A 13,120-nucleotide genomic window follows, 5' to 3' on the forward strand; every position below is an offset into this window, starting at 1 on the left:
TGGCATAAATACCAATTCTTGAGCAGAATGACGGTACTTCGCCGGAACGGTAGCGTTCAGGCGTCGATCAATAATCAGGAGACAAAGCATGAAAAAACTTATCACCGCAGTCGGCATCGGTTGCGCCGTCTTGTTCGCGTCCGTATCCGCGCCCGCCATGGCCGACGCCAAGAATCCGAAGATCGGTTTTTCGATCGACGACCTGCGCCTGGAGCGCTGGACGCGCGACCGCGACTACTTCATCGGCGCGGCCGAAAAGCTCGGCGCCAAGGTGTACGTACAATCGGCCGACGCCAGCGAGCAGCGCCAGATCGCCCAGATCGAGAACCTGATCTCGCGCGGCGTCGACGTGCTGGTCATCGTGCCGTACAACGCCACTGTGCTGAATAACGCGATCCGCGAAGCGAAGAAGGCCAAGATCAAGGTGCTGTCGTACGACCGCCTGATCCTGAACGCCGACGTCGACGCCTACATCTCGTTCGACAACAAGGCCGTGGGCCAGCTGCAGGCGCAGGCGATCGTCGCGCTCAAACCGAAAGGCAGCTACTACTTGCTGGGCGGCGCGCCGACCGACAACAATGCCAAGATCCTGCGCGAAGGCCAGATGACCGTGCTGCAGCCGCTGATCGACAAGGGCGACATCAAGGTCGTCGGCCGCCAGTGGGTCAAGGACTGGAGCCCGTCCGAAGCGATGGCCATCGTCGAGAATGCGCTGACCGCCAACGGCAACAAGATCGACGCCGTCGTGGCCTCCAACGACGCCACCGCTGGCGGCGCGATCCAGGCGCTGGCCTCGCAGAAGCTGGCCGGCAAGGTGCCGGTGTCGGGCCAGGACGCCGACCTGGCGGCAGTGCGCCGCGTGATCGCCGGCACACAGTCGATGACGGTCTACAAACCGCTGCGCAATATCGCTACCAGCGCCGCGACGCTGGCCGTGCAACTGGTGCGCAACGAGAAGCCCGCCTACAACGCGCAACTCAATAACGGCTTCAAGCAGGTCAACACCGTGCTGCTCAAGCCGATCCTGCTCAACAAGGGCAACGTCGACCTGCTGGTCAAGGACGGTTTCTATACCCAGGGCCAGCTCGCGGGTAAATGAATCGCAACTGAGTGAGTCGCAACTGAGTGAGTCGCAACTGACTCTCAGCTCAATTGCAGCGCCCGCGCCGCTCGGCCGGGTGGTGTCATGTTTGGAGGCGCGTCGTTCGATGTCCGGCTATCTGCTTGAAATGAAGGGAATCGCCAAGCGATTCAATGGGGTGCCTGCGCTCGACGGCATCGACCTGGCGATCCGGCCGGGCGAATGCATCGGCCTGTGCGGCGAAAACGGGGCCGGCAAATCGACCCTGATGAAGGTACTGTCGGCGGTCTACCCGCACGGCACCTGGGAGGGCGAGATCGTCTTCGATGGCCAGCCGTTGCGCGCGCGTTCGGTGCGCGAGACCGAAGACGCCGGCATCATCATCATCCACCAGGAACTGATGCTCGTGCCCGAACTGAGCGTGGCCGAGAATATCTTCCTTGGCAACGAGATCACGCTGCCCGGCGGGCGCATGGATTATCCGGCGATGAACCACAAGGCCCAGGAGATACTGCGCGGCCTGAAGCTGCCCGACGTAAACGTGGTGCTGCCGGTGAAGCATTACGGCGGCGGGCACCAGCAGCTGATCGAGATCGGCAAGGCGCTGAACAAGAACGCGCGCATCCTGATCCTCGACGAGCCATCGGCGTCGCTCACGGCGTCCGAGATTGCCGTCCTGCTCGACATCATCCGCGACCTGAAAAGCCGGGGTGTCGCGTGCGTGTACATCTCGCACAAGCTCGAAGAAGTCGCGGCCATCTGCGACACGGTCGTCGTCATCCGCGACGGCAAGCATATCGCCACCACGCCGATGGACGCGATGAGCGTGGATCGCATCGTCAGCCAGATGTGCGGGCGCGAGATGAGCCAGATGTACCCGTCGCTCCCGCATCCGGTGGGCGAGGTGGTCATGGAGGCGCGCCACATCACCTGCTACGACCCGGAGCAACCGCGCCGCAAGAAGGTCGACGACGTGTCGTTCCAGGTGCGGCGCGGCGAAATCCTCGGTATCGCCGGCATTGTCGGCGCCGGCCGCACCGAGCTCGTGACGGCCATCTTCGGCGCGTATCCGGGCAAGCACGAAGGCGAAGTCTGGCTCGAGGGCAGCAAGGCCGATACGTCCGAGCCCTTGAAAGCCATCCGCGCCGGCTTCGCGCTGGTGCCCGAAGACCGCAAGCACCACGGCATCGTGCGCGACCTGTCGGTGGGCGAGAACATCACGCTGTCGGTGCTGCCGCGCTTTTCGCATGGCAGCCGCATCGACGACAACGAAGAAGCCGGCGCGGTCAGCGAGCAAATCAGCCGGCTGGCGCTCAAGACCGCCACGCCGGCCTTGCCGATTACATCGCTCTCGGGCGGCAACCAGCAAAAGGCGGTGCTGGCCAAGATGCTGCTGACCGGCCCGAAAGTGCTGATCCTGGACGAACCGACGCGCGGCGTGGACGTCGGCGCCAAGTTCGAGATCTACAAACTGATGCTGGAGCTGGCGGCGCAGGGCATCGCGATCATCATGGTCTCGTCCGAGCTGGCCGAAGTACTGGGCGTGTCCGACCGCGTGCTGGTGATGAAGGAAGGGCGCCTGTGCGGCGACTTCGTCAACCAGAACCTGAGCCAGGAAACGGTGCTTGCCGCCGCCCTGGGCCAGGCAGCTTCACCATCGAACCACACATGACAACCGACATCACACAATGAACACGACGACCTTCAAACGCATTTTCACGCAGTACAAAATTCTGGCGCTGCTGGTGGCGATCGCGCTGATCTGGGCGTTCTTCAGCTGGAAGACGGACGGCGGCTTCACGTCGGCGCGCAACCTGTCGAACCTGATGCGCCAGATGTCGATCACCGGCATCCTCGCCTGCGGCATGGTGTTCGTCATCATCGCCGGCGAAATCGACCTGTCCATCGGCTCGCTCCTTGGGCTATTGGGCGGCATGGCGGCGGTGCTCGACGTCACGCACGGCTTGCCGTTGCCCATGTCGGTGGCGATCGTGCTGGGCGCGGGCCTGTTGTGCGGGTTCCTCAACGGCTACCTGACGGCGTATGCGGGCATACCCTCGTTCATTGTCGGCCTTGGCGGGATGCTGGCGTATCGCGGGGTCGTGCTCGGCCTGACCGATGGCGCCACCATCGCGCCCGTCTCGCCGGGTATGGAGCAGCTGGGCCAGGCCTATCTGCCGCCATTGTGGGGCAGTATCCTGGGCGTGGGCCTGTTCATCCTGAGCTGCGTGCTCGTCTGGCGCCAGCGCGCGAGCCAGGCGCGCCACAAGCTGCCGGTGATTCCGATGTGGCGTTCGGCGCTGCGCGTGGTAGTGGCGGGCGTTGTCCTGGCCGGCCTGATCTCGACCTTCAACAGCTATGAAGGTATTCCGCTGCCGGTGCTGATCCTGCTGGTGCTGCTGGGCGTGTTCAGCTATATCGCGCGCCAGACCGTGTTCGGTCGGCGCATCTACGCGGTGGGCAGCAATATGGAAGCGACGCGCCTGTCGGGCATTGACGTGCGCAAGGTCAAGCTGTGGATCTTCGGCCTGATGGGCCTGATGTGCGCGCTGGCTGGCCTGATCAACACGGCGCGCCTGGCGGCCGGTTCGCCGTCGGCCGGCGTGTCGGCGGAGCTGGACGTGATTGCAGCCTGCTTCATCGGCGGCACCTCGATGCGCGGCGGTGCAGGCACCGTGCATGGCGCGCTGGTCGGGGCGCTGGTGATGGCGAGCCTGGATAACGGCATGTCGATGCTGGACGTCGACGCCTACTGGCAGATGATCGTCAAGGGTTTGATCCTGACGCTGGCGGTGTGGCTGGATGTAGCGACGCGCAGCAGCACGCGCTAAGTATAAAAGGCGCAGTACACATTAGGTGTTGATGACCTCGATCGCGATGCTCATCAATTGTTCTGCGGACTTGATCCGGCGGCCGTCGAGCGCCCAGCGCCAGCCCAGATAGTTGGGCAGGTAGCGCGATGCTACGCCGCGAAAGCCCAGCAGCCAGGCCTTGAAGCGCTGGTGATAGCCATTGACGTTCTGAACGTGGATGGCGCTGGTGCCCGCGTTTCTGACCCGCACGCCGGCGCGCAGATTGACGGCCTCGTGCGCAATCTTGTGCTTGCGTGAAAAGGCGCGGTAGGCGGCATTGCTGTCCGTAGCCAGCAGTGCCTGCCGGTCGAGCTTGGGCAGCAAGTCGCGTTCGAGTTGCGCCGCCGTGAGTGCGCCGCGGCCGGTGACAGCATCGATGGTGTTGCCATGACGGTCGCGCGCCACCAGGATGCAGTCGAGTTCACGCGAGATGCCGCGTGTGCTGGCACGCCCGCCGCGACGGCGCGCTGGCCGGTCGAGCTTGCGTGAACCTTTTTGCGATTCGAGCAAAAACGTCTCATCGGCCTCGACGATGCCAGTCAGGCAGGCTGGACGGTCGAGCTTGACCCAGGTCAGGAAGCGGTGGCGCCATCGGAATGCCGTGTTGCGATGGACGCCGATCCGGTCTGCCGCCTTGCGCACCGGAAGGGAATCGAGCAGCGTTTGCGAATACTCGAGCCACTTGGCCTTGAGCCTGAGCCGCGCCAGCGGCGTGCCGCTCAGGTCATTGAACGTGCGTCCGCAGGCACAGCAGCGAAAGCGTTGCAGATCGTTGGCGACACCGTGCCGGTGGCAGCGCGCGCCACCACAGCTGGGACAGCAGCGACCGGGCGACCGGACTTGATCGATCAGGGCGACCACTTGGTCGAGCCCGGCCAAGGGACGTAGTGCATCGAGTACCTGCCGGCGCTGCGGCCCGTTCAGCACTGGCAGCCTGGCAAACCAACTCTTGAAACGCGGCGTCTTCATGGGCGACTCCTGCTGATGGCGGCAGGAGTTGGACCACGGGACTGCTCATCAGTTCAATGCTGGCCCCTATTTAACGTTGACAGCGCCGTATAAAAAGGGGTCGAACCTGCGTTCGACCCCGGTCTGTCTACTGACTGCGCTGCCCTTATGCCGGCAGCGTCATTTCACCATCGACAAGGCGCGCGATCCGCAATGGATTGCCATCCTTGAGCGCATCCGGCAGCAGGCCGGCCGGTACATCCTGGTAGCACACCGGGCGCAGGAAGCGCTCGATCGCGGTCGCGCCCACCGATGTGCTGCGCGGATCGGTCGTGGCCGGGAACGGCCCGCCATGCACCATCGCATGCGACACCTCGACACCGGTCGGAAAGCCATTGAACAGGATGCGGCCCACTTTACGTTCGAGCAGCGTCAGCAGGGCGCCGGCCAGCGCATGGTCGCTCGCGACCGCATGCACGGTGGCCGTCAGCTGGCCTTCCAGGTGGCGCGTCACGGCCAGTATCTCTGCCTCGTCGCGGCAGGCGATCAAGAGCGACACCGGGCCGAAGATTTCTTCTTCCAGCGCCGGATTGGCCAGGAACGTGGCGGCGTCGCACTCGTACAGCGCCGCTTTCGCCGCGCAGCCCGCGCCTTCGCTGCTGCCATGGGCGACGAGCGTGACGCCAGCAATGCCGGCGCGCAGGCCCACGGCCTTCGAATAAGCGTCATGGATGCCTGCCGTGAGCATCGTGCCGGCCGGCTTGAGTTGCAGCGCTGCCGTCGCTGCGCTGCGGAAGGCGTCGAGCTGCGGCCCGGCCTGCGCGATCACCAGGCCCGGGTTGGTGCAGAACTGGCCCACGCCCATGGTCAGTGAATCGACGAAGGCGCCGGCAAGCGTGGCGCCGCCGGCGGCCAGGGCGCCCGGCAGAAGGTAGACCGGGTTGATGCTGCTCATTTCGGCGTACACGGGAATAGGTTCCTTGCGGCGGCTGGCGATTTGCGCCAGCGCCAGGCCGCCGGCGCGCGAGCCGGTGAAGCCGACTGCGCGAATCGCCGGGTGGCTCACCAGGTCGCCGCCGACCTGGTTGCCTTCGCCGATCAGCAGCGAGAACACGCCTTCGGGCATGCCGCAGTCGAGCGCCGCCTGCAAGACCGCCTTGCCCACGAGTTCTGACGTGCCAAGGTGCGCATTGTGCGCCTTGACGACGACCGGGCAGCCGGCCGCCAGCGCCGAGGCGGTGTCGCCGCCGGCCACCGAGAAAGCAAGCGGGAAGTTACTGGCGCCGAACACGGCGACTGCGCCCACCGGGATTTTTCGCATGCGCAGATCGGCGCGTGGCGGCGTGCGCTGGGGCAGGGCCGAGTCGAGCGTCGCTTCCAGGAACAGGCCGTCCCGCACGACCTTGGCGAACAGGCGCAGTTGACCCACCGTGCGACCGCGTTCGCCTTCGAGGCGCGCCGTCGGCAAGCCGCTTTCCTGGCTGGCGCGCTCGATCAGCGCCGGGCCCAGGTCGAGGATGCGCTGGGCGATCGTCTCGAGAAAGTTGGCGCGTTCTTCGAGGCTCAGCGCGCGGTACGGCTCGACGGCGGCGTCGGCCAGGGCGCAGGCGCTGGCCAGGTCGTCGGCTGTCGCCAGGCCGAATTCGGGCTCGATATCCTGCTTCGTGGTCGGGTTGCAGGCGCGGACAGTGCCGGCTGCGCCGCGCACGATGCGCTGGCCAATGATCATTTCACCGCTGATGTTCATGCTATCTCCTGGTTTGGAATTGGTCTAGGTCGACAATGTTATACGCAATCATGGCTCCGTGCAGAACGCAGGAAGAATCTCTCCGCGTATCCTGTAAATTGTTTGTTAGCGCGAACATTCTGCTTGCCAGCGCCGTCTGTATTGTTTAGCATGGTTTGCAGCAAGCTAATAAGCGCTGCACATGGATGTGCACAAAGCGCGGCAGATAAAAACAATCAGGAGACAGTATGCCTTCCACGTACGCGCGCCAGCTCGGCGTGTTCGTGGGCGCGGTTGCGGCCATCGTCGTCGCAGCCGCCGCCACGGCCACGGCCACGAATTCATCCACCGCCAGTTCGGTCACCCCGGCGTCCCCGGCCAGTCCCGTGCCAACGGATACCGTCTATCTCTGGGACAGCGTCGCTATCGGTGGCGGCGGCTTCGTCACCGCCGTCATCCCGAGCCGCAGCGAGCCGGACGTGGCTTACGCCCGCACCGACGTCGGCGGCGCCTACCGCTGGAGCGCGAAGGAAGGCCGCTGGCACCCGCTGCTCGACTGGGTTGGCGAAGACCAGACGGGCTTCCTGGGCATCGATGCGCTGGCAATCGACCCGCACAACGCCGCCAACGTCTGGCTGCTGGCCGGCATCGCCTACCTGAACGGCGGCCGCAGCGCCATCCTGCGCTCGACCGACTACGGCAAGACCTTCGACGTCGTCGATGTCACGACCCAGTTCAAAACCCACGGCAATGGCTTCGGCCGGCAAAACGGTGAACGGCTCGCGGTCGATCCTGGATCGAATCAGCACCTGTACCTCGGCTCGCGTCGCGACGGCCTGTTCACCAGCAGCGATGCAGGTAAAACCTGGCAGCGTAACGCCGCGCTGCCGGTAACGACCACGCCGAACGACGTCGGCCTGAACATCGTGCTGCCCGACCCGGCCAGCGTCAATGGCGGCGGCGCGCGCCGCGTCTTTGTCGGCGTCTCGCGCTTCGGCAGCGTCGGCCCCAATCTGTACCGCAGCGACGACGCCGGCGCAAGCTTCAAGCCGGTTGCCGGCGCACCGACAACCTTGATGCCGCAACGCGCCGCATTCGACGGCGCGGGCAATCTGTACATTGCCTATGCCGACGGCGCCGGCCCGCACCCGGACAAGCGCGGCCTGGAACCGATGCAGCGCGGCCAGGTGTGGCGCTACGCGATCGCCAGCGGGGCATGGACCGACATCACGCCCGCCGGCTGGACGCGCCCGTTCGCCGGGATCAGCGTCGACCCGACCAACCCGCGCCGGCTCGTCGTCTCGACCATCAACACGTTCATCCGTCAGGGCGACGCCAAGGGCGACCGCATCCTGGTGTCGAATGACGCGGGGGCCACCTGGACCGACGTCATCGCACGGGGCTTCAAGCGCGATGCCGCCGGCGTGCCGTGGCTCGAAGGCCACGCCATCCACTGGGCCGGGTCCGTCGAATTCGATCCGCGCGACCCGCGCGCAGTGTGGGTCACGTCCGGCAATGGCGTCTTTCGCACCGCGAACATCGATGCCGCGCCGGCCACCTGGACGTTCACCGTCAAGGGCCTCGAAGAGACGGTGCCGCTTGGGTTGGTCAGCATGCCCGGCGCGCCGCTGGTGTCGGCGATTGGCGACTACGACGGCTTCGTGCACGACGACCCGACGCGCCATGGCCGCATCCACAAGCCCGAGATCGGCACGACCACCGGCCTCGATGCGGCGGCGCGCCGGCCCGGCACCATGGTCCGCGTCGGCGACGCGATGCTGGTCACCCGCGACGGCGGCGCCAGCTGGCGCAAGACCGCGACGATGCAGGGCAAGCGCGGCCAGGTCGCCATCTCGAGCGACGGCGCCACGATCGTGCACACGCCGCAAGATTCGACAACCTCGTTCCGGTCCGGCGACACGGGCGCCACCTGGACGCCGGTGGCAGGTTTGAACGGCAACCGGATGCGCGCCGTCGCCGATCCGGTGCGCGGCAACGTGTTCTACGCGTATGATGACAAGGCCCTGGTCGCAAGCAGCGACAGCGGCGCCACGTTTGCGCCGCGCGCCAGCCTGCCGGCAGGCGGCTCGCGCCTGATCCGCGCAGCGCCCGAACGCGAAGGCGACCTCTGGGCGCCGCTCAGGCAGGGCGGCCTGGCGCGCTCGATTGATGGCGGCGCCAATTTCAAGCCGGTATTCGATATCGACTACTGCGGCGCGGTTGGTTTCGGCAAGGCGGCCCAGGGCAAAACTTATCCGACGGTGTTCATCTGGGGCAGCGTGAAGGGCGTGCGCGGCATCTACCGCTCGCTCGACACGGGCCTCACCTGGCAGCGCATCAACGATGACGCGCACCAGTATGGCGGCCCTGGCGACGGCCACTTCATCGTCGGCGACATGAACCGCTTCGGCGTCGTCTACATGAGCACTGCCGGACGCGGCATCGTGCATGGAAGGCCTGTTACCCAATGAATCTACATCACACGCTTCGCATGGCGCTTGCCGCCGCTACCCTGGTCTGTGCCGGCGCCGCGCTGGCCACCCCCGACCTCGTGCTGCGCTACGACACTCCTGCACAAGACAATGACACCGGCTGGGAAAAAGAAGCGCTCCCGATCGGCAATGGCCGCATCGGCGCCATGGTCTTCGGCCAGCCGGGCCGCGAGCATCTGCAATTCAATGACATCACGCTCTGGACTGGCGACGACAGGACGATGGGCGCCTTCCAGCCGTTCGGCGACCTGCTGGTCGACCTGCCGGCCCACGCTGCGGGGGCCACCAACTACCGCCGCACGCTCGACCTGGTGCGCGGCGTGCACACTGTCACCTACACCCACAATGGCGTGAACTACAAGCGCGAAGCCTGGGCCAGCCATCCGGCGCAGGTGATCGTGCTGCGTCTTTCTGCCGACAAGCCGGGCCGCTACACGGGCAGCGTCGCGCTGACGGACCGCCACGGCGCCCATCTGGCTGTCACGGGCAACCGCCTGTATGCATCGGGCACACTGGCCGGCTTTGTGCTGCCGGACCAGACCCCCAGCACCAATGTGATGAGTTACGCCAGCCAGGTGCAGGTGCTGCATGACGGTGGCAAGCTGGCGGTCGACGGCAAGGGGATCGGCTTCACGAACGCCAATTCGGTGACGCTGGTGCTCGGCGCCGGCACCAGCTTCGTGCTCGATGCGGCGCGCGCTTTCGAGGGCGGGCATCCGCTCGCACGCGTCACCCAGCAAGTGAGCACCGCCGCCGCGCGGCCGGTCGACGAGCTGCGCAGCGAGCATGAGCGCGACCTGGGCAGCCTGCTCAAGCGGGTCGAGATCGACCTGGGCCCCACGCTTGCCGAGCGCCGCGCGCTGCCGACCGATGCGCGCCTGCTCGCCTACACGAAGGAAGGGGGCGACCCGGAACTCGAAGCCCAGTACTTCCAGTACGGCCGCTACCTGCTCACCGCCAGCTCGCGCGGCTCGCTACCGGCCAATCTGCAAGGCCTGTGGAACAACAGCTACGCGCCGCCGTGGAACTCGGACTACCACACCAACATCAACATCCAGATGAATTACTGGCCGGCCGAGGTGGCCAACCTGAGCGAGCTGGCCGAACCGTTCTTCGGTTTCGTGAACGGCCTGGCGCCGGTATGGCGCCAGCAGACGGCGCAGGAGTTCAAGGGCAAGGACGGCGCGCCGATCCGCGGCTGGACGCTGCGCACCGAATCGAATCCGTTCGGCGCGATGGGCTACCTGTGGAACAAGACCGGCAACGCCTGGTACGCCCAGCACTTCTGGGAGCACTACGCATTCACCCGCGACGAGCGCTTCCTGCGCGAGAACGCCTATCCGATGATGAAGGAAGCGGCCTTGTTCTGGCAGGACTATTTGAAGGTGCTGCCGGACGGTCGCCTGGTGGCCCCGCAGGGCTGGTCGCCCGAGCACGGCCCGGTCGAAGACGGCATCGCGTATGACCAGCAAATCGTGTGGGACCTGTTTAACAACACGATCGAGGCGGCCGGCATCCTGAAGATGGATCCCGAATGGCGCGCCGAGTTGACCAATATGCGCGACCGCCTGGCCGGCCCGCGCATCGGCAGCTGGGGCCAGTTGCTCGAGTGGCTCGACGAAAAGCATGACCCGATCCTCGACACGCCCAGCGACACGCACCGTCACGTCTCGCACCTGTTCGCGCTGTTCCCGGGGCGCCAGATCGGGCCCGTGAAGACGCCCGAGCTGGCGGCGGCCGCCAAACGCACGCTGGAAGCGCGGGGCGACGCCGGCACCGGCTGGTCGATGGCCTGGAAGATGGCGTTCTGGGCCCGCCTGCACGACGGCGAGCGCGCCTACCGCATGCTGCGCGGCGTATTGGCCGCGCCGGGCGCGCGCGCGTCCGAACAGGGCGGCATCTTCTCGGAGCATAACAACGCCGGCGGCACCTATCCGAACATGCTCGACGCGCATCCGCCATTCCAGATCGACGGCAATTTCGGCGCGACGGCCGCTGTCGCCGAGATGCTGGTGCAGTCGCACGCCGACGAGATCCAGGTCTTGCCTGCGCTGCCCAAGGCCTGGGCCACCGGCTCGGTCAAGGGACTGCGCGCACGCGGCGGCTTCGAGGTCGACATCGTCTGGCGCAAGGGCCTGCTCAAGAACGTCACCGTCCGCGCGCCGTCAGTGGACGGCAAGGTCAAGCTGCGCTATGGCGCCTGGGTGACCGAGGTCGAACTCAAGAAAGGGCAGAGCCGCACGGTATCCGCCTCGCTGTTCAAGTGAAAAAAACCAGATAGAAAAAACGACACCACGAAGGAGACAACCCGCATGACCCTGAACCAGATTGCCCGCCGCCTGCGGTATGCCGCGCCGCTGTGCATGGCCTTGATGGCCCACAGCGCGCTGGCCGCGTCCGAGCTGCCACGCCTGGAAACCAAGGATGGCCGCCACGCCCTGATCGTCGATGGCGCGCCGTTCTTGATGCTGGCGGGCCAGGCCCACAACTCCAGCAACTATCCGGCCGCCTTGCCGAAGGTGTGGGCCGCGCTCAAGGACGCCAGGGCCAACACGCTCGAGATGCCGATCGCATGGGAACAGATCGAGCCTAAGGAAGGCAGCTTCGATTTCAGCTTCCTCGACGCGTTGGTGAAGGGCGCGCGCGAGAACAATATCCGTCTCGTGATCGTCTGGTTCGGCACCTGGAAAAATACGGGCCCCGGCTACCTGCCTGAATGGGTCAAGTTCGACAACCAGCGCTTTCCGCGCATGAAGGATAAAGACGGCAAGACCGTCTACAGCCACTCGCCGTTTGCCGAAGAGACGCTCAGGCTGGACCGGCGCGCATTCGTGCGCATGATGGAGCACATCAAGAAGATCGACAGCGCGCAGCGCACGGTGATCATGGTGCAGGTCGAGAACGAGGTGGGCACGTATGGTTTTGCACGCGACTACGGCCAGCGCGCACAAGCCGCGTTCGAGCAGCCGGTGCCGGCGGCCGTCGTGGCGCGCCAGGCGCCGAAGGTACCGGGCGTGAAGAGCGGCACCTGGACGCAGGTGTATGGCGACTACGCCGACCAGTACTTCCATTCGTGGGCGATCGCCAGCTACATCGAGTCGATCGCCAAGGCCGGCCGCGCCGTCTACGACCTGCCGATGTTTGTCAACAACGCGCTGCGCGAACCGGCGCTGGCGGATGAGCCGGCGACGCCGTGGAAGGGCAACTTCGCCAGCGGCGGCCCGACGTACGACGTGCTCGATATCTATAAAGCTGCGGCGCCTCACATCGATTTCGCCGCACCCGACATCTACATGCCCGAGTCGAACAAGGTGACGGCGATCCTTAAATCGTTCCAACGGCCCGACAACGCGCTGATGATTCCCGAGATGGGCAATGCGCCGGCGTATGCGCGCTACGTGTACCAGGCGTTCGGCATGGGCGCGATCGGCGTCGCGCCATTCGGTCTCGATTACGCCGAGTACAGCAACTACCCGCTGGGCGCCAAACACACCGATAAACGGATGGTCGAGCCATTCGCGAAGGTGTACGGCGTGTTCGCGCCGATGGCGCGTCAGTGGGCGCGCTGGGCGCTCGAAGGCCGGACCTACGGCGTGGCCGAGGGCGACGACCGCGCTGCGCAGACGGTGGCGATGAAAGGCTGGAAGGCGAACGTCGAGTTCCGCGAATTCCAGTTCGGCGAGCGCCAGTACCTCAAGGACAAGAACGAGTACCAGTCGGGCACCGAGCAGCCAAGCGGCGGCGTCGCGTTCGCGCAGATCGGCGACAACGAATTCGTCATCGTTGGCCAGCAGGCGCGTGTGAAGCTGTCCGGCAGCGGCGCCAACGACGGCAAGCCGTCGATGCTTGCGCGCGTGGAAGAAGGGCGCTTCGACGCCAGCGGCAAATGGGTCATGGAGCGCAACTGGAATGGCGACCAGACCGACTATGGCCTGAACCTGCCGGCCACGCCGACCGTCCTCAAGGTCAGGCTGGGCACCTATCAAGAGTAAGCAGAACAAGAGTAACGCGCCGGTCATCG

At 65.7% G+C, this 13,120-nt stretch carries 8 protein-coding genes; 6 read left to right on the top strand and 2 right to left on the bottom strand.

Annotation, left to right across the window (positions count from 1 at the left end; translation table 11 throughout):
* Positions 1–88 precede the first annotated feature (88 nt).
* From xylF to AB2N08_RS01190, 3 genes are all read left to right on the top strand, one after another.
* The gene (xylF, locus tag AB2N08_RS01180; protein WP_367608797.1) at positions 89–1,099 is read left to right on the top strand and encodes a D-xylose ABC transporter substrate-binding protein; all 1,011 of its coding nucleotides are present in this window, start codon (positions 89–91) and stop codon (positions 1,097–1,099) included.
* A 109-nt stretch (positions 1,100–1,208) separates the two neighbouring features.
* Positions 1,209–2,753 (top strand): D-xylose ABC transporter ATP-binding protein, encoded by a 1,545-nt coding sequence (gene xylG / locus AB2N08_RS01185; protein ID WP_367608798.1) that lies wholly within the window; start codon positions 1,209–1,211, stop codon positions 2,751–2,753.
* A gap of 16 nt (positions 2,754–2,769) precedes the next feature.
* Positions 2,770–3,912 carry a sugar ABC transporter permease gene (locus tag AB2N08_RS01190; RefSeq protein ID WP_367608799.1) on the top strand — a complete coding sequence of 381 codons (1,143 nt, stop codon included), beginning with the start codon at positions 2,770–2,772 and terminating at the stop codon, positions 3,910–3,912.
* 21 nt (positions 3,913–3,933) lie between these two features.
* Here the strand turns inward: AB2N08_RS01190 and AB2N08_RS01195 are convergent, their stop codons facing one another.
* Both AB2N08_RS01195 and AB2N08_RS01200 read right to left on the bottom strand, forming a co-directional pair.
* Entirely contained in the window at positions 3,934–4,902 is a 969-nt protein-coding gene (locus AB2N08_RS01195; protein WP_367608800.1) for an IS1595 family transposase, read from the bottom strand.
* A 145-nt stretch (positions 4,903–5,047) separates the two neighbouring features.
* Positions 5,048–6,628 carry an aldehyde dehydrogenase (NADP(+)) gene (locus tag AB2N08_RS01200; protein WP_367608801.1) on the bottom strand — a complete coding sequence of 527 codons (1,581 nt, stop codon included), beginning with the start codon at positions 6,626–6,628 and terminating at the stop codon, positions 5,048–5,050.
* 227 nt (positions 6,629–6,855) lie between these two features.
* Here AB2N08_RS01200 and AB2N08_RS01205 point away from each other — a divergent pair, with 227 nt between their 5' ends.
* Genes AB2N08_RS01205 through AB2N08_RS01215 form a run of 3 tightly spaced genes read left to right on the top strand, consistent with a single transcriptional unit; the run spans position 6,856 to position 13,091 of the window.
* Positions 6,856–9,078, top strand: a complete 2,223-nt coding sequence (locus AB2N08_RS01205; RefSeq protein ID WP_367608802.1) for an exo-alpha-sialidase — start codon at positions 6,856–6,858, stop codon at positions 9,076–9,078.
* Positions 9,075–11,366: a glycoside hydrolase family 95 protein gene (locus AB2N08_RS01210; protein WP_367608803.1), complete on the top strand. Its 2,292-nt coding sequence runs from the start codon at positions 9,075–9,077 to the stop codon at positions 11,364–11,366. Before AB2N08_RS01205 ends, AB2N08_RS01210 begins: the two co-directional genes overlap by 4 nt.
* 45 nt (positions 11,367–11,411) lie before the next feature.
* Entirely contained in the window at positions 11,412–13,091 is a 1,680-nt protein-coding gene (locus AB2N08_RS01215; RefSeq protein WP_367608804.1) for a GH35 family beta-galactosidase, read from the top strand.
* The last annotated feature ends 29 nt before the right edge of the window (positions 13,092–13,120 follow it).

It is taken from the genome of Massilia aurea (assembly GCF_040790145.1).
Classification (GTDB): Bacteria; Pseudomonadota; Gammaproteobacteria; order Burkholderiales; family Burkholderiaceae_D; genus Telluria; species Telluria aurea_C.